Annotated in this window: 19 protein-coding genes; 16 read left to right on the plus strand and 3 right to left on the minus strand. The window is 50.1% G+C overall.

The genetic code is table 11. The features are described from left to right. Nucleotides 1-167 precede the first annotated feature (167 nt). Entirely contained in the window at nucleotides 168-1,256 is a 1,089-nt protein-coding gene (locus tag IV04_RS17045) for an acyltransferase (RefSeq protein ID WP_152562906.1), read from the minus strand. A 183-nt stretch (nucleotides 1,257-1,439) separates the two neighbouring features. Between IV04_RS17045 and queE the strand changes: the two genes are divergently transcribed. Then, complete coding sequence (gene queE / locus IV04_RS17050) at nucleotides 1,440-2,111, plus strand: 7-carboxy-7-deazaguanine synthase QueE (RefSeq protein ID WP_037401900.1); 672 nt, start codon at nucleotides 1,440-1,442, stop codon at nucleotides 2,109-2,111. A 31-nt stretch (nucleotides 2,112-2,142) separates the two neighbouring features. Here the strand turns inward: queE and queD are convergent, their stop codons facing one another. Further along, nucleotides 2,143-2,502 carry a 6-carboxytetrahydropterin synthase QueD gene (gene queD, locus IV04_RS17055; protein WP_037401903.1) on the minus strand — a complete coding sequence of 120 codons (360 nt, stop codon included), beginning with the start codon at nucleotides 2,500-2,502 and terminating at the stop codon, nucleotides 2,143-2,145. Nucleotides 2,503-2,923: 421 nt separating this feature from the next. Between queD and cysJ the strand changes: the two genes are divergently transcribed. The 3 genes from cysJ (at nucleotide 2,924) to cysH (ending at nucleotide 7,290) form a co-directional block, all read left to right on the plus strand. Beyond that, nucleotides 2,924-4,732 carry an NADPH-dependent assimilatory sulfite reductase flavoprotein subunit gene (gene cysJ, locus IV04_RS17060; protein ID WP_037401905.1) on the plus strand — a complete coding sequence of 603 codons (1,809 nt, stop codon included), beginning with the start codon at nucleotides 2,924-2,926 and terminating at the stop codon, nucleotides 4,730-4,732. Beyond that, nucleotides 4,732-6,447, plus strand: coding sequence for an assimilatory sulfite reductase (NADPH) hemoprotein subunit (gene cysI / locus IV04_RS17065; protein ID WP_037401908.1), 1,716 nt, complete (start codon nucleotides 4,732-4,734; stop codon nucleotides 6,445-6,447). Before cysJ ends, cysI begins: the two co-directional genes overlap by 1 nt. A 108-nt stretch (nucleotides 6,448-6,555) precedes the next feature. Beyond that, nucleotides 6,556-7,290, plus strand: coding sequence for a phosphoadenosine phosphosulfate reductase (cysH, locus tag IV04_RS17070; protein ID WP_037401911.1), 735 nt, complete (start codon nucleotides 6,556-6,558; stop codon nucleotides 7,288-7,290). Nucleotides 7,291-7,328: 38 nt separating this feature from the next. On the opposite strand, the gene IV04_RS17075 is transcribed toward cysH, so the two are convergent. Further along, the gene (locus IV04_RS17075; protein ID WP_037401914.1) at nucleotides 7,329-8,039 is read right to left on the minus strand and encodes a helix-turn-helix transcriptional regulator; all 711 of its coding nucleotides are present in this window, start codon (nucleotides 8,037-8,039) and stop codon (nucleotides 7,329-7,331) included. A gap of 141 nt (nucleotides 8,040-8,180) precedes the next feature. On the opposite strand from IV04_RS17075, the gene IV04_RS17080 reads away from it, so the two are divergent. The 12 genes from IV04_RS17080 to IV04_RS17130 all read left to right on the plus strand — a co-directional run bounded on the left by IV04_RS17080 (nucleotide 8,181) and on the right by IV04_RS17130 (nucleotide 17,271). After that, nucleotides 8,181-8,540, plus strand: a complete 360-nt coding sequence (locus IV04_RS17080) for an antiterminator Q family protein (protein ID WP_072010912.1) — start codon at nucleotides 8,181-8,183, stop codon at nucleotides 8,538-8,540. A 748-nt stretch (nucleotides 8,541-9,288) separates the two neighbouring features. Then, the gene (locus IV04_RS17085; RefSeq protein ID WP_072010913.1) at nucleotides 9,289-10,629 is read left to right on the plus strand and encodes a DUF1073 domain-containing protein; all 1,341 of its coding nucleotides are present in this window, start codon (nucleotides 9,289-9,291) and stop codon (nucleotides 10,627-10,629) included. 201 nt (nucleotides 10,630-10,830) lie between these two features. Continuing rightward, the gene (locus IV04_RS17090; protein ID WP_037401918.1) at nucleotides 10,831-11,241 is read left to right on the plus strand and encodes a DUF4054 domain-containing protein; all 411 of its coding nucleotides are present in this window, start codon (nucleotides 10,831-10,833) and stop codon (nucleotides 11,239-11,241) included. Nucleotides 11,242-11,313: 72 nt separating this feature from the next. After that, on the plus strand, nucleotides 11,314-11,709 hold the full coding sequence (locus tag IV04_RS17095) for a hypothetical protein (protein WP_037401920.1): 396 nt from the start codon (nucleotides 11,314-11,316) through the stop codon (nucleotides 11,707-11,709). Next, a complete protein-coding gene (locus tag IV04_RS17100) occupies nucleotides 11,693-12,247 on the plus strand; it encodes a hypothetical protein (protein WP_037401922.1) in 555 nt (184 codons plus the stop codon). The genes IV04_RS17095 and IV04_RS17100 overlap by 17 nt, the downstream gene beginning before the upstream one ends. A 3-nt stretch (nucleotides 12,248-12,250) precedes the next feature. Continuing rightward, a complete protein-coding gene (locus tag IV04_RS17105) occupies nucleotides 12,251-13,729 on the plus strand; it encodes a DUF3383 domain-containing protein (protein WP_037401925.1) in 1,479 nt (492 codons plus the stop codon). 15 nt (nucleotides 13,730-13,744) lie between these two features. Next, complete coding sequence (locus tag IV04_RS17110) at nucleotides 13,745-14,185, plus strand: DUF3277 family protein (RefSeq protein WP_037401927.1); 441 nt, start codon at nucleotides 13,745-13,747, stop codon at nucleotides 14,183-14,185. Nucleotides 14,186-14,187: 2 nt separating this feature from the next. Further along, nucleotides 14,188-14,586 carry a phage tail assembly chaperone gene (locus IV04_RS17115; RefSeq protein ID WP_037401931.1) on the plus strand — a complete coding sequence of 133 codons (399 nt, stop codon included), beginning with the start codon at nucleotides 14,188-14,190 and terminating at the stop codon, nucleotides 14,584-14,586. Between the two features lie 35 nt (nucleotides 14,587-14,621). Next, nucleotides 14,622-14,771: an NTP pyrophosphohydrolase gene (locus IV04_RS26845; protein ID WP_072010914.1), complete on the plus strand. Its 150-nt coding sequence runs from the start codon at nucleotides 14,622-14,624 to the stop codon at nucleotides 14,769-14,771. A 33-nt stretch (nucleotides 14,772-14,804) separates the two neighbouring features. Next, nucleotides 14,805-16,340, plus strand: coding sequence for a hypothetical protein (locus tag IV04_RS24740; protein WP_152562907.1), 1,536 nt, complete (start codon nucleotides 14,805-14,807; stop codon nucleotides 16,338-16,340). Next, nucleotides 16,340-16,975, plus strand: a complete 636-nt coding sequence (locus IV04_RS17125) for a phage baseplate protein (RefSeq protein WP_051916845.1) — start codon at nucleotides 16,340-16,342, stop codon at nucleotides 16,973-16,975. The genes IV04_RS24740 and IV04_RS17125 overlap by 1 nt, the downstream gene beginning before the upstream one ends. Then, the gene (locus IV04_RS17130; protein ID WP_037403533.1) at nucleotides 16,972-17,271 is read left to right on the plus strand and encodes a hypothetical protein; all 300 of its coding nucleotides are present in this window, start codon (nucleotides 16,972-16,974) and stop codon (nucleotides 17,269-17,271) included. Before IV04_RS17125 ends, IV04_RS17130 begins: the two co-directional genes overlap by 4 nt. The last annotated feature ends 25 nt before the right edge of the window (nucleotides 17,272-17,296 follow it).

The raw sequence follows: 17,296 nt of genomic DNA on the forward strand, positions 1-17,296 counted from the left end.
TGAGCGTTAAATCACAATAAATTTACATGGTTATTACATGTTGATCGCAAGCAGAGAGGTGCTGAATGACTGAAAGAACTACGATCCTCAGTCGCAAGTAATACACTAACCCCACAAAAATGTAGGGTTAGTCAGCAGTCTGAAAAGTCCAAAAAAACTTTTGCTGTTTAGGCGGGTTTAGCGTGGGAGGTGGTGGTTTTACCTGAGCTGAGTTTTCGTGAAAACCATTGCTCAATATATTTATAAGAAAAATGCGCCAACAGGATGGCAAAAACGGAATACAGTATAAAACGTGGCCAACCGTAAGAGATCCCCAATTTATCTATACGGCCATCTAATGCTGTATTGAGCATGGTATGGAGCAGATAAAGCGAGTAAGAAATCTTACCCAGATAAACTAAAAAACGCGGAGTGTATCTGGCGAGATAGCGATCGCATATCACCACCGCCAGAAAAAGTAAGGTGAGAAAAGCACCAGCAGAATCAATCCCATGATTATTGTAGCCATTAAAATACATCCCCCATACAGCGGCAGCGATGGCGAGGAATAACAGAGGGAATGACCATTTTGCAGGCGTATTCTTCAGGTAAGGATACAATAAACCAATGGTCACGCCAGCCAGGAACTGCCAGATAATCGGGTTTGTCATCAGGTTTACATGGGCAGAGCCGAAATTATAACCTGATACATTCAGCGTCGGCGTGAACCCTGCAAACAGGGGCAAAGCGACCAACGAACAGGCAAAAAAGCCATACAGTACAAGCCAGTTCTTTCTAAAGAACAGGCTCACGGCGGTAATCAAGTAGAAGTAAATTTCGTAGTTCAGCGTCCAACGAATGCCATACATGCCACTAGCGTCTACATAGAAAGGCGCGTGAGCTGCATCATAGGGGGTAAACGTGAGTGCGCTGAGCAGATTACGCACCTTTTCAGGGTAATGGAAGGTACTCATTGCCCCTGAAAATAGGAAAGTGATCAGCAGTAAGACGTAATAAGCAGGTAGCAGACGTATTGCCCGTTTTTTAATAAAAATGACGGTGCTAATCTGTTTAGGCTGCGTTCTTTTTATCGATAAGGTAATAACAAACCCACTGATAATAAAGAACAGATCAACGCCTACTGCACCAAGGCCAAATAGTTGATCGCCTAAGCCTGGGGTATCTAAGTTCAGAATCCAGCGGTAATGAAAAAACATAACGGCAAGAGCAGCTAAGCCTCGCAAAGCTTGCACGCTTTCGATTTGATTCTCTTTCAATGTTGTGGCTCGAGGGAAGAAAAAGGTGCTTTATAGCCTAATGGTATTACTATGAAATCGAAAGTAAATTGTTAGGTTTGCTTCTTGATCGTGATACCAATATTGACAAGCCATTTGTAACACTTGGGGTTCAGAAGTCGGATCTGCGATAATGCCTCTTTACCCAGCCAGATTGAGAAACCGATGCAGTATCCGATTAACGAAATGTTCCAAACCTTGCAAGGGGAAGGCTACTTTACCGGCGTTCCGGCCATTTTTATTCGCCTGCAGGGGTGCCCGGTAGGATGTAGCTGGTGTGATACCAAACATACCTGGGAAAAGGATGCCGATCGGGAAGTGGATATGCCGCGCATTCTGGTGAAAACCGCTGAGAGCGATGCCTGGGGCAGCGCCAGTGCCGAGCAACTGCTTGAGGTGATTCGGCAGCAGGGTTATACCGCGCGGCATATTGTGATTACCGGCGGTGAACCTTGTATCTATGATCTGATCCCACTGACGACGCTGTTCGAAAGCCATGGTTATGGTTGCCAGATAGAAACCAGCGGCACTCATGAGGTTCTCTGTTCGCCCAATACCTGGGTGACGGTTTCACCGAAGGTGAATATGCGTGGGGGGCTGAAAGTTTTGGCGCAGGCGCTGACGCGTGCCGATGAGATTAAACACCCGGTCGGGCGCGAGCGTGATATTGCTGCACTGGATGAATTGCTGGCAACGCTGCAGGATGATAAGCACCGGGTTATCGCGTTGCAGCCGATCAGCCAGAAAGAAGAAGCGACGCGTTTGTGTATTGAAACCTGTATCGCCCGCAACTGGCGGCTTTCCATGCAGACGCATAAGTATCTGAATATCGCATAAAATCAGGGCGCCAATCGGTGCCCTGATTTTTTTAGCCTTTGTACACGCAGCCAGCGGTACAGGTCTCTTTCACCATCACTGCTGTCAATTCCGGCAGTTGCGGTTTGAGTTGTTGCCAGATCCAGGCGGCAAGCACTTCACTGGTGGGGTTCTCTAAGCCAGGAATATCATTCAGATAATGGTGGTCCAGGCGTTGCCAAATCGGATCAAATGCCGCTTTCAGTTCGGCAAAATCCATAACCCAACCGGTGTGAGCGTCCACTTCACCCGTAACTTCGAGGCGCACCATAAACGAATGCCCGTGCAGGCGACCACATTTATGACCTTCGGGAACATGCGGCAGGCGGTGGGCGGCTTCAAACAGAAAATCTTTAAACAGCGTGGTTGCCATTATTTTGGCCTCATTGATTCAAAAAACGCCGCACAGTGTAGCGAAAAGGGGTATTGCTTACCATTTATACCCGTCATGCCTCAAGTTGCTTGGGGGTTGTGCGCTCAAACCACCGCTTGGGTTTAACACTTTTTTTGCTGGGTCGGTCTAGAGCTTATCGGATGAGCCCGTCAACTATAAACGCGATCCATTCCAGGCTGATTTTAAAAAATTATTAATTTTCAGAAAGATATAATTTTTTTATTAGTGCTTTAACCGTTATCCCTTACCAGAAAAACAGCTTAGTCATTTTGGTTATTATTTATTGCTATCCCTTATTTAATCGTTGCTATAGCACTCGGTAACCTTACAAACTCTCCTGAATCTCTCAGGTAAGCAAACAGCGACTGACACTGGCTAAGCATAGGATATCCGTACCGCGATGACGACTCTGGCTCCCCCAACATCTTTGCTCCCGCTGACTCCCGAACAGCTGGCTCGCCTTCAGGCTACGATTGGTGAGTATTCACCAACGCAACTGGCGTGGCTGTCGGGTTATTTCTGGGGAATGGTTAACCAGCAACCGGGAGCTGTCGCCACTGTGCCAGCGGTTCCTGCTGCCGCTGCGGCCAGCAGCATTACCGTGATTTCCGCTTCACAGACCGGTAATGCCCGCCGTTTGGCGGAACAACTGCGTGACGATCTGCTGGCGGCGAAACTGAGCGTCACCCTGGTGAATGCCGGGGACTACAAGTTCAAGCAGATCGCTCAGGAACGCCTATTGGTAGTGATAGCTTCTACCCAAGGCGAGGGCGAACCGGCAGAAGAAGCGGTCGCGCTGCATAAATTCCTGCATTCGAAAAAAGCACCCAAGCTCACCGACACGGCCTTTGCCGTATTCGGCTTGGGGGATACGTCTTACGAGAATTTCTGCCAGTCCGGTAAAGATTTTGATGCCAAGCTGGCCGAGTTGGGTGCAGAACGTTTGGTTGAACGTATTGATGCCGATGTGGAATATCAGGCATTGGCGCTCGCCTGGCGCAAGCAGGTGGTTGAGGTGATGAAAGGGCGTGCGCCCACCGAAAACAGTGTACCGGGTGTTTTGGCGGCAGGTGCTGTCGCTCTGCAAGGCAGCAACCTTTACAGCAAAGAACAACCGTTGACCGCCCAACTGGCGGTGAAGCAAAAGATCACTGGCCGCGCTTCTGATAAAGATGTGCGCCATCTCGAAATTGATCTCGCGGATTCCGGTTTGCGTTACCAGCCGGGGGATGCGCTGGGGGTCTGGTTTGACAACGATCCCGAGTTGGTGAACGAATTAGTGCAACTGCTGTGGATGAAGGGTGATGAACCGGCTGAAGTTGAAGGTAAAACCCTGCCGCTGCGTGAAGCGCTGCGCTCGCACTTCGAACTGACGCAGAACACCACGCCGATCGTAGAGAAATACGCCGCGCTGTCGCGTGACGAAAAACTGATTAGCCTGCTGGCCGATAAAACCAAGCTGCAGCACTATGCGCATAATACGCCAATTGTCGATATGGTGCGCCAGGCTCCGGCGGATTTGCATGCTGAGCAGCTGATCGGGTTGTTACGCCCGCTGACGCCGCGCCTGTATTCGATCGCCTCGTCTCAGGCCGAGAATGAAAACGAAGTGCATATCACCGTGGGTGTCGTGCGTTATGACATCAATGGCCGTGCCCGTGCTGGCGGTGCCTCCAGTTTCCTGGCGGATCGCCTGGAAGAAGAGGGCTATCTGCGGGTATTCATCGAACACAACGACAACTTCCGTCTGCCAGCCAATCCAGAAACCCCAGTGATTATGATTGGCCCCGGCACCGGTATTGCGCCGTTCCGCGCCTTTATGCAGCAGCGTGAAGCCGATGGTGCAACCGGTAACAACTGGCTGTTCTTCGGCAACCCGCATTTTACTGAGGATTTCCTGTACCAGACTGAATGGCAACGTTATGTAAAAGACGGCTTACTGACCCGCATCGATCTGGCGTGGTCGCGCGATCAGCCGCATAAAGTTTACGTGCAGGACAAACTGCGCGAACAGGGGGCAGAGATTTGGCGCTGGATCCAGCAAGGTGCGCACATTTATGTCTGTGGTGATGCCAATCGCATGGCAAAAGACGTTGAAAACACATTATTAGCACTGGTGGCCGAGCACGGTGGTATGGATACCGAGCAGGCAGATGAATTTTTAAGTGAGCTGCGCTTTGAGCGCCGTTATCAGCGAGATGTGTACTGATGAGTGATAAACACCCTGGGCCTTTGGTGGTGGAAGGCAAACTGGCCGATGCCGAACGGATGAAGAAAGAGAGCAACTTCCTGCGCGGCACCATCGCGGAAGATTTAAACGATGGCCTGACTGGCGGTTTCAACGGCGACAACTTCTTGCTGATCCGTTTCCATGGCATGTACCAGCAGGACGATCGTGATATTCGTGCCGAGCGTGCCGAGCAAAAGCTGGAACCGCGCCACGCCATGATGCTGCGTTGCCGCTTGCCGGGGGGGATTATCACCCCGCAGCAGTGGTTGGGCATCGACAAATTCGCTGAAGAAAGCACCCTGTACGGCAGCATCCGTATTACCAACCGCCAGACGTTCCAGTTCCATGGCATCTTAAAAGGCAATGTGAAACCGGTGCATCAATTGCTGAACCGCCTGGGGCTGGATGCCTTGGCAACCGCCAATGACGTTAACCGCAACGTGTTGTGTACCTCGAACCCGGTGGAGTCCGAACTGCATCAGCAAGCCTACGAGTGGGCGAAGAAAATCTCTGAACACCTGCTGCCACGCACCCGTGCTTATGCAGAAGTGTGGCTGGATCAGGAAAAGGTGGCGACCACCGATGAAGAGCCGATTCTCGGGGCGACTTACCTGCCGCGCAAGTTCAAAACCACGGTGGTGATCCCGCCGCAAAACGACGTCGATCTGCACGCCAATGACATGAACTTTGTCGCGATTGCTAAAAATGGCAAGCTGGTGGGCTTTAACCTGTTGGTGGGCGGCGGCCTGTCGATCGAGCACGGTAATAAGAAAACTTATGCGCGCAAGGCAAGTGAGTTCGGCTATATCCCGCTGGAGCACACGCTGGCAGTGGCGGAAGCGGTGGTCACTACTCAACGCGATTGGGGCAACCGTACCGATCGTAAGAATGCCAAAACCAAATACACGCTGGAGCGGGTCGGTGTGGACACCTTCCGCGCCGAAGTGGAAAAACGCGCGGGCATTACCTTCGAGCCAGTGCGCCCGTATGAATTTACCGGGCGTGGTGATCGTATCGGTTGGGTAAAAGGTATTGATAAGCAGTGGCACTTGACGCTGTTTATCGAGAATGGCCGCCTGCTGGATTATCCAGGGCGCCCGCTGAAAACCGGCATGGCCGAGATTGCCAAGGTCCACAAAGGGGATTTCCGCCTGACGGCCAACCAGAATCTGATCGTGGCTGGCGTACCAGAGAGTGAGAAGGCGAAGATCGAAGCATTAGCGCGTAAGCATGGCCTGATCGACGATGCGGTCAGCGAGCAGCGCAAAAACTCGATGGCCTGCGTGTCTTACCCTACGTGCCCACTGGCGATGGCTGAAGCTGAACGATTCCTGCCCGAATTTGTGACTAAAGTGGAAAGCATCATGCAACGCCATGGCGTGGGTGATGAGCACATTGTATTGCGTATCACCGGTTGCCCGAACGGCTGTGGCCGTGCGCTGCTGGCAGAAATTGGGCTGGTGGGCAAAGCCATTGGCCGCTACAACCTGCATCTGGGCGGTAACCGTGAAGGCACGCGTATTCCACGCATGTACCGTGAGAATATAAATGAAGCTGATATTTTGCAGGAAATCGACCAATTGGTAGGCCGCTGGGCGCAAGAGCGTAAAGCGGGTGAAGGGTTTGGTGATTTCACGATTCGTGCCGGGATCGTCCGGGCTGTGGTGGATTCAGCGCGGGATTTTTGGGACTAACCTTGCTGGCTTTCTTCACATTGGGTGCAGTAGCTAAGTTTGTGCACCTTACTGCCCTCTCTCCCGCTGGGAGAGGGGGCACATCATTATTTTCAGGAGGCAAACAACATGGCTGAATTCGATCTGGTAGCGCTGAATGCACTGCCGAAATCCGGGCAGGCGTTGGCACTGGCGGTGGTCAACGGCCAGTTGGAACACCTTTCGGCGCAGGAGCGGGTCGCGTGGGCGCTGGAGCATTTACCGGGTGAATTCGTGCTTTCCTCCAGCTTCGGTATTCAGGCAGCGGTCTGTCTGCATCTGGTCACCCGCATCAAGCCGGATATCCCGGTAATTTTGACCGATACCGGCTACCTGTTCCCAGAAACCTATCAGTTTATCGATCATCTGGTCGACAAGCTGCAGCTTAATCTGCAGGTATTCCGTGCCGAGCATTCACCAGCCTGGCAGGAGGCGCGTTACGGTCAGCTATGGGAGCAGGGCGTTGAGGGTATTGAAAAATACAATCAGATCAACAAAGTTGAACCGATGAACCGCGCGCTGGAAACGCTGGGCGCGCAGACCTGGTTTGCCGGTTTACGCCGCGAACAGTCTGGCAGCCGTGCCAACCTGCCGGTGCTAGCGGTACAACGTGGGGTATTCAAGATCCTGCCGATTATTGATTGGAGTAATCGCCAGATTTACCAGTATTTGACTGAGCACGGGCTGAGTTACCACCCGTTGTGGGATCAAGGGTATCTCTCGGTAGGGGATACGCACACCACCCGTAAGTGGGAACAGGGCATGAGCGAGGAAGAAACCCGCTTCTTCGGCCTGAAGCGCGAGTGTGGTCTGCATGAAGGTTGAGGCCATTGGCAATGAGAGGGGGAACCCTCTCATGCTTGTTACCATAAGGTCGAAGACCAGAAGACCCGCCCAATAATATGGATGCGTTGCTCAAATTCCTGACGGTTCAAAGACTCATCAGGATATTCGGCGCTATTAAAACTCTTGATGATCACCCCACCATCCGGTTTGGCCACCAACTGCTTAACGCGGATTAAATCACCATCTCGAATCGCGTAATAATCGCCATCAATGATTGGAAATTGATTGGCGGTATCGATACCGACGACATCACCACTGCGCAACAGCGGTGCCATACTATTACCGATCACTCTCACCACGCGCGCATCGCGCGCATTCACGCCCAAGCGGCGCAGGGTGTAGCGCCGAAACGGCAAGCGATAGATTTCCCGCTCTTCTTCAGGCATGGCACCACTACCTGCCGAGGCTTCAACGTCAAGCACCGGTATATCAATGAACTCCTTATGATCCTGCTCCATCGATTCCCACTCTTCGACGCGTAAACGGCTTTCTTTGACTTCATCAGGTTTAGGTAATGTTGCCGTTGAGTTTGCTTCACCAAACAACAGCCATTGTGAGGTAACTGACAAGGCAGCGGCCAGTTTCTCCAGGTTGCGTGGCGAGCGGGTCTGCCCGGTCTCAATTTTATTGATGGATTGCTGGCTGACCCCAACTTTCTCTGCCAACGCTTTTTGGCTCAAGCCCAGTTGCTCACGCCGTTTAGCAAGGCGTTCACCTAAAGTTTGCATAATTCGTCTCCTGTTCCCCTGATTGTAAATGAAAAAAATGCAATAACAACCTATGAGCGATGATACAACTTAGTTATGTTGATTTAACAACTATAGGTATGTACTATACAACAACTACACTTAGTTTGTCTTGGAGCAAAAATGAACAATATAAAATCGAGCCTTGAGACGTGGGGAAACTGGGCCCGCTGTAATCTGGGAACCGAGTACTCAACGGTAAATATCACTTTTCAGGAAGCGCTGCCAATGAGCGGCTCCAACCGGATTCGCATTGACGACAAAGAAGGCATGCTGATAGACGCCGCCGTTGCAGGGCTTAAACGCTTTGATTTATTGGCTTATAAACTGATTGTTGCTCACTATGTCTATCACGTCAGCCAGAACCGCCTGGCGAAAGAGATCGGTAAAGCGCAGAGTTATGTCGCAAATTTATTGCGCGTGGCAGAAGCCTTTATCGCCGGGCAAATCTTCTCTTATACCGAGAACGCAGTTAGCGCCTGAAGCCACTTTCCACAGGCTTTCCTGAGATACCGCCGCAAGGCGGTATTTTTTTGTATTCAGAAAACCCCCAGCTAGGCTGGGGGTTCCGTAAAGCTTCCAGCTTTGAGTCGGCTCTTTTAATGGCCAGTAACGCTTGTGGTCAGGTAGCAACAAAGCACCTCTGGAGATAGATAAGCCGCTAATAGTTGATGAGAAAGGCTTAGCGCATACCCGATGAATGAGAGAAGTACCAACACGTTACTTATTCAGTGTCTTGGGGGGTAAGTACAAAGGAAACTGTCATATGCGCTAAGGAAGATATGTGTATAGAAAGATGTGATGGTAACTACAGTCGCCCTTACATTGATGTAGCCCGTTTACGGGCAGTAAGTAACAGAAGTAATGCAAATGTGAGGTAGTCATGCGCCTGTTAGGGCGCGGCAGGTAAGAGAGCCTTACAGGCGCATATGAAAAACCTCCGGCTATGCCGGAGGATATTTATTTTTCACAACCAAAATAAAGATAACAACAAAAAAGTGTTGATATAATCTGATTAACAGGTATAGTAACAACTATAAGGTCAAAGAGTTGTATCTTGAACTCAGCCACCTGAAGCCCTTCTCTCTATGTGAAGGGCTTTTTTGTTTGTGTTTCTGATAAGGCACTCATGACATATGTCGCGGTTGCCGCTCTTTAGGTTCGACTTTAACCAAGGGGAACAACCTGGAAGAAAAATTTTAAAAATTATTCAACTAGATAGGACGGGAGAATGGTAATAGATACCTCACTCAATAATCAGTTGGCGAAGACTTCGTCAACCCAACAGGGCAATGGCGAAGTGACGCTGCGGCCAGGGATTCGTGTGCCCCCCTTTTCGGGGAGCGTGAGCCCTCTTCCTGAAAGAGTCAGTGAGCAGCGGTCATTAATTGATATGGCTTACCGTTCATCATGGCTGGTCGGCGCGGCGGTAGATACCGTCGCAGAGGATATGACCCGTAATGGGATCACGATAACTTCCACTCTGGAGCCTGATGCAAAACAGCATCTGCAGGGGGTCTGGGCGAGCTTGGCCCTGTGGAATAGCCTGAATAACGTCATTAAACAAGGGCGACTATATGGTAGTGCACTTGGGGTAATCCTGCTTGATGGTGACGATATGTCCACACCTTTGCGGGTAGATACCGTGAAAGTGGGTGCATTCCGCGGCATTGTTCCTGTGAATCGCTGGCAGGTTTCACCTTCGTTGAGCGACAGAGAAAGTGCGCTGGGGCCTGATTTAGGGCAGCCACGTTTCTACCAGGTGACAGATACTTCAAGTGGTATTCCGCCGTGGAAGATCCATTACAGCCGGGTCATACGCATTGATGGCATTACTCTGCCCAGCCAGTTCACATCGGATGAAAATGGCTGGGGTATCAGTGTGATAGAGCGCATCTATGACCGGATACTGGCATTTGATAGCGCGACAACCGCCGCCGTGCAACTGATGAACAAGGCTCATCTGCGTACTTACAGCGTGGCCGATCTGCGCAAAATTCTGGCTATGGGTGGGCCAGCGAGAGAAGCATTGCTGGCACAAATGACCGCTATTCAGCAAGGGCAGTCTATTGATGGCTTAACGCTAATGGATGCCAGCGATAAGTTTGAAACCCATGCCTATCACCTCAATGGGTTGCCCGAGGTTCTGGCGCAGTTCGCACAACAGCTCTCCGGGGCGCTTAACATTCCATTGGTCAGGCTGTTTGGTCAATCTCCGGCAGGTTTTACCACGGGTGATGTGGATTTGGCGAATTACTACGATGGCATTGCGGCACAGCAGGCGCGGCAGCTACGCCGCCCCGTCTATACCCTGATGTCGCTTCTACATCGTTCGGTACTAGGTAAACCATTACCCGATAATTTTGCATTTAGTTTCAATCCGCTATGGCAGATGTCAGAACTTGATCGGAGCAAGGTCGCCATGCAGACCGTTGAGGCAATAGGCAACGCCGTAAATAGCGGCGTGATGACGGCTTATGCGGGCGCTGAACAGTTACGTGACTCATCACCGGTTACGGGGATCGGCTCCACCATTCGCCAAGAAGATTTAGCCAGTCTGCGTCAGGGCTGAGAAAGCCCTTTCACGAGGATTAATCACCATGAAATATTTTTTTAATGCCCGGCTCGATAACACCCGTTATCGCTTAGCCGAGGGTTTCCTATTGTGTTTTGGCACACCGCTGGTGCACCGAGCAGTGCCTCCAGCAACGCCGAAAACGGGGCGGAACCGTCAGTTGCCAATAGTGGAAGCCATTAAGGGGAGGCATTGATTATGCCACCGTCCAACAACCAGACGCTGCCCGCCGAGGCACAGTTTCGTACTGATTTTCCGCAATTCAGCGATGTGACCCGCTATCCCTCGGCCCAGATTGCCCTCCATCTGGCTTTGGCCGATCGGCTACTGGATGAAGCACGCTATGACTTGCTCTACCCCTATGTGGTTGAGCTGTTCGTGGCTCACTACCTGACCTTATTTGCAACTGATATGCGGGCCAGCACGCTGGGGGGGAACAGCGGTGACAACAGTGGCGTAATGGCGGCTAAGTCGGTGGATAAAATCAGTATCCGCTACGACAACTGCGCCACCCTCAATCCTCAGGCGAGCTGGTGGAATCATACCCGCTACGGGGCTGAGTTTTACGACCTGCTGCTGCTGTTTGGGGCAGGAGGGCGACAGTTATGATCGCTAACATAATGAAACATAGCGTGAATTCTGTTGTACCTCATCAAGATAAAGGAGCATCAGGAGGTGGCCATGCCGCTACTTGATGTCACCGAGATTCTGCTGGATGCCGATTTTGCCGACTCGACGCTGATCGTCACGCGCAATTTGTTGCAGACGGACGATGATGGCGTCACCAGCGTTGTCCGGCAATCCATGCCGTTTATCGGTGTGGTCACGGTGAACCATGCGCTGATGACCCAGCGCATGCCACCGAGCCAGACGATCAGTGGCTCAATACAGATAGTCACTTTGGAGAGGTTAACTCAGGGGCAAAGTGGGCGTGATGCCGATGTTGTCACTTATCAAGGACGTGACTACCGAGTGACCTTTGTCGATCCCTACCTTGCTTATGGTGCCGGATTCGTACTGGCCCATTGTGAACTGATGCCGTTTGACGGCGGGGTGTCGGATGAGCAGCAACCTTAACAGCAACCACCAAACGACTTACCTAAGACCTATTTCGTCATCACAACAAGATGACATCGAACTGGAGCGCATCCTTTCCCGCTGGATACGGGGTGTCTCTGGATTGCCGCCGAAGTACGTTTTATTGCATTGGACAGCCGAACAGCCGCACCAACCGTCAGCCACGGAAGATTGGTGTTCTTTGGGAATACTGAAATTTCAGGCTAACGATAATCCGGCATTCACCAATCAAGCGGACGACAGCGTGCAGCTATGGCGCAATGAACTGATTGAAATCATGGTCAGTTTTTATGGCCCGCATGGACAGCGGTTGGCTACCGAGTTCCGTGACGGTATCGCCATAGCACAAAACCGGGAAGAACTGAGCCTGGCTGGCCTCGCCTTTGCGGCGTCGGGAGCCATAGTTTCAGCCCATGAACTAAAAAATAATCAGTGGGTTAGACGTTACGATCAGCACTTGACGCTGCAGCGCAAAGTGGTCAGAGAGTACGCGATCCACTCTATCCTCGAAGCACCAACACACTTTTTTGGAGAGTAACTTATGTCACAGGGATTACCTGTTTCTAATATTATCAACGTGTCTGTCAACATGGCGGTTCGCGCCGCACAGGCCCGTAACTTTGGTTCTTTGCTGATTGTTGGCAGTTCGCCGGTGATTGATGCTAACGAGCGCCTGCGTGCTTACAGCGATATCAGCGGTGTGGTGGCCGATTTCGGCCTCAACTCACCGGAATATCAGGCGGCTAACCTTTACTATCAACAATCTCCGCGACCGGTGGATCTGCTGATTGGGCGTTGGGTGAAAACCGATGCCCCGGCTGTCTTGCGTGGTGGTGTGCTAACGCCCACACAGCAGCAGTTAAGCCGCTTTACTGCGGTGAAAGATGCCTCAATGAAAATCACCATTGATGGCATCGTGAAAACAGTGGGACCCCTTGATTTTTCTACCGATACCAGCTTGAACGGTATTGCTGCCAAGGTGGCTACTGCCATAGGTACTGGCACTGCCGCAGTAGTGTGGGATGGTAGTCGCTTTGTCGTTACCTTAAAGGCATCCGGTGCAACTTCGACTCTCAACTATCCTGCTGCCAATACTGGCACAGATTTATCCTTGCTACTGAAACTGACGCAAAATGACGGTGCACTGGTGATTCCACGCAAGACGGCAGAGAAGATTGATGAGTGTGTCGCTGCATTGGCCAACCAATCCACAGCCTGGTATGGCTTGATGATTGCGGATACCTCACTGAGTGATGCGGATATCACCAAAGTCGCTGCGCTGATTGAATCTGACGGTGTAGCGCGGATCTATGGCCACACCACACAGAACAACAGTATCTTCACTGCGGGCAGCGGTTCGGACATTGCCAGCACCCTGAAAGCGGCAAACTATTCACGCACATTAGTGCAGTATTCGAGTGCCAATCCGTATGCGGTGGCCTCGTTGTTTGGCCGGGCTTTTACCGTCAATTTCAGCGGCAACAACACCACAATTACCCTGAAGTTCAAGCAGCAGCCGGGCATTACCGCCGAAACGCTGTCGCAAACTGATGCCAATACCTTGCAAGGGAAAAACGCCAACGTCTTTGTCAATTACAACAACGACACGGCGATTATTCAGGAAGGGGTGATGTGTAACGGTGACTTTATCGATGAGCGCCATGGCCTGGACTGGTTGCAGAACTATGTACAGAACAACCTTTATAACCTGCTGTTCACCTCTACCAGCAAAATTCCACAAACCGATGGCGGTGTGACGCGGTTGTTGACCAATGTCGAACAGTCGTTGGCGAAAGGGGTGGATAACGGGCTGATTGCGCCAGGGGTATGGAATGGCGGGCCACTGGGTATTCTGCAATCGGGTGAGACGCTGACCAAAGGCTATTACACCTATGCTTCACCGATTGCTGAACAGTCTCAGGCTGAGCGTGAGAAACGCCGTGCACCAGTGATCCAATGCGCTATCAAACTGGCGGGTGCAGTGCACTACGCCGACGTCATTATCAACGTAAATCGTTAATTTAAGGAAAAAACTATGGCTACTTATTCATTTGCAGACGTTAGCGCCACTTTGGCCGGCCCGACTGGGGTGATTGATTTGGGTTACGGCGCTTCGAATGCCGATGAGGGGATTGTGGTTGCTATGAGCGGTCCGCAAAACACCATGACGCTGGGCGCTGATGGCGAAGTGATGCACAGCCTGCATGCGGCCAAATCCGGCACCATTACCGTCACGTTGTTGAAAACTTCCCCGGTGAACAAAAAGCTCTCTTCGGTCTATGGCGCACAGGGCATGTCTTCAACTTTGTGGGGCAATAACATCATCACCATCCGTAATACTGCCTCTGGGGATACCATTGTGGCGCGCAATTGTGCGTTTCAAAAGCGCCCGGACCATGTGAATGCCAAAGAAGGTGGCAATGTGAGCTGGGTGTTTGACTGCGGCAAGATCGACCAGATGCTCGGAGAATTCTAATTATGGAATTTGAGCTAAAAGGGCAGGAATATCGGGCTGTAAAGCTCGATGTTTTCGACCAGTTTCGTGTTGCGCGTAAATTACTCCCCGCGGTGGCGGGGGTTTTTGATGAACTGAAAAGTGGTGAAATTACGCTTGCGGCGCTGTTGCCGCAGGTGGCAGATGCCGTTGCCGCCATGAGCGACGCCGACTGTGATGCCATTCTTCATCCATGCCTCTCAGCGGTTGCACGCAAGAACGGCAAAATCTGGACTGCGGTTTTCCAGGATGGGGTGATGATGTTTGACGATATCGACATGCTGGGCATGTTGGAACTGGTCGGCAACGTTATCCGAGATTCCCTTGGCGATTTTTTTCCCGTACCCCTCGCCAGCGAGATAGCCGACCTGCCAGCGGTTTAACACTGGATACCCTGCCGGGGGGGGAAGAGTACCTGCTGCGCCCGGTCGACGCAGGTCTTATTCCGTATACTGCACTGCGCGATCGCTCTATTAGCCTGGCCGATGTGGCACTGATGAATGATTTTCTCGACTTGCAGTTTGATAACGCTGAAAGGATCGAGAAATGGCGCCGAAAAAGTGAGTGACGAAAAATGAGTAAGAGTAAATCGAAACCTAAAATGACACAGAAAGAAGTGGAGAGGATTAGGTGGAATAATTGGCAAGCGGCTAAACCCCTGTTGACTGAAGCAGCCAAGAGTGCTGGAGTTGATCCTGAAATCATAGTCCGAATGGCTTATTTTGAAAGTAGATTCAGAACTAATGTAGGACCAAGTACTTCTACTGCATATGGTCTTGGCCAATTTACAAAAGGTACCTGGTTAGATGTGTTAAGAAAGCATGGCGAAAAGTATGGTATTAAGAATGCTGCGCAGCTTACTATGGCACAAGCTCTTGCATATAGAGATGATGCAAGGCTGCAAGCGGCTATGTTGGCGGAGTTTACCCAAGATAACATTAAACGGGTGCAAGGTTTAGGTAGAAAAGGTAATATTGCTGATGTTTATTCTTTACATAATTTAGGTTCAGGGGGAGGGCCTAAATTTTTAAAGGCGTTAATGGAAAACCCAAATGCTAAAGTAAGTTCTGTGTTATCTCAGAAGGTTATAAAAAACAATAGTATTCTATATGGTGATGGTTCAATATCATTGGCGGACGCCTATGGCAATATGAATCAATATCTATCTGGAGCAGATAAATATGTAAATGATATTATAATTCCAGTTAGTGAATTTCAGGATGATCTCTCTAGTGATAGTGGAAAGTCAAATAATGCAGGTGGAGGGGGGCTTGTTATCAAGCCAAGTGTTGTTACGGAACAACCGGGGAGTTACACTCCTCCCCTGATTACGAAAGATATTGAAGATTCGTATGAGGGTTATAAATATGGTAAAGGGAGGGGGACGCTAAAGGATGGTACTCAGACAATAGACTGTTCGCATTTGGTTAATGAAATATTAAAGCGATATGGTTATAAAATCCCTTACCAAAATACAGCAGCATTAAAAAATTCAAAATTCTTTGATGAGATAGATGCCAAAGATGTTAAACCGGGCGATATTGCATTATGGAATGGACATACAGCGATAGTTCAGGAATTGACCGACCCAGAAAAAGGAATAGGTACAGTTTATGGGTCGCATCTTACCGGTGGCCCTAGTTCTGTCACAATGGGGCCTGATGGGCTGCTTAAAAAGTTAGGGAAACCTAAAACCTATCTACGCCCCAGGGTTGAGTATTTAAACCAGGCTGCCCCAAAAAACGCCACTGCTGCCCAGAAAAAACCATCCCCCCCTAAAGTGGTTCCTGCTCCTGTAGCGGCAAAAAACAGCACTAGCATAGCAGAAGAAAAAAACACACCATCTGGCTATGACTTGCTAAATAGCATGATGTCGGTATTAAAACATTTATCTGTTCCTAATCTGCAGCACGCCAGTCAGGCATTACTCGCGCGTCAGCCAGAGGATTATCGCTCGGCAAAAGGGGGAGGTTGTTGCTGTGCATCGGGGCCACCTTCAACGGTGATTAACCAGAACACCTCAATTACGCTGAATTCCGCGTGTAAGGATCCTCAAGAGCTTGGCAATATAGTGGCTAATGCTCAGGATAAAGTGAACAGAGATGTGGTGCGAAAAATAATACCGAGGACATCATAATGGATCTGTTATCAGTGCTGTTCAATCAGCAAAAACGGCGTATTGGTATTATTGTACCCAGCATTGTCATTAGCGAAAGACACAGTGATAGTACGGTAATCACCGAGCATCCGGTGGGTTTCGGTGCTGCGATTAACGATCATGCTTATAATCGCCCTGCCGAGTTAGTGATGGAATTAGGTTTTACGGGGGCGGGTTCATTAGTTGATTTTTTTGATACCTCGCAGTACCAAATTGCAGGGCACGAACTTTCGATTGGGACCAGTCCTAAAGAGATCTATCAGCAGTTATTGGATTTACAAAGCACCTTTGAATGTTTTAATGTCACTACCGGTAAGCGGCAGTATGAAAATATGTTGATTCGCTCATTGGATGTAACCACCGATGCAACCACTGAAAATGTGTTGATGATTACCATCACTATGCAGCAAATTAATATCACTAATACTCAAACCATTACCACTACACCAGTTGAAAACATGGCACAAGGGCAGAGTACAGCCGGTGTTTCCAATACTGGGGTAAAAAACCCACAGACGGTGAATCCGAATAATATGCTGAGATCCTTTGTCGATACGGTGACTGGTGCAATAAAAACGGGGGTGTCTGAACTTAAAGGAGTATTGGGCCTATGATCGAGATCGCACTGACTGCAGATAATCAACGTTTCAGAATCACACTCGGGGGTGTTGAGTATCAGATGACATTACTCTGGCGCGATAACGCTGGATGGATTTTAGATATCGCCAATAGTACTGGGAGCAGCATCGTCAATGGTATCCCCTTGGTGACGGGTACCAATCTTTTACAACCCTATCGACACCTGGGCTTTAATGGTGCATTGGTCGTTGCCTCTGATGTTGATATTTATGCTGCGCCAACTAAAGATAATCTTGGTAGTGGTGGGCATCTTTATTTTATTGCCAGCTAATTTAAACGGAGTGAATTTATTTGTA

Source organism: Serratia sp. Ag1 (genome assembly GCF_000743355.1).
Taxonomy (GTDB): Bacteria; Pseudomonadota; Gammaproteobacteria; order Enterobacterales; family Enterobacteriaceae; genus Chania.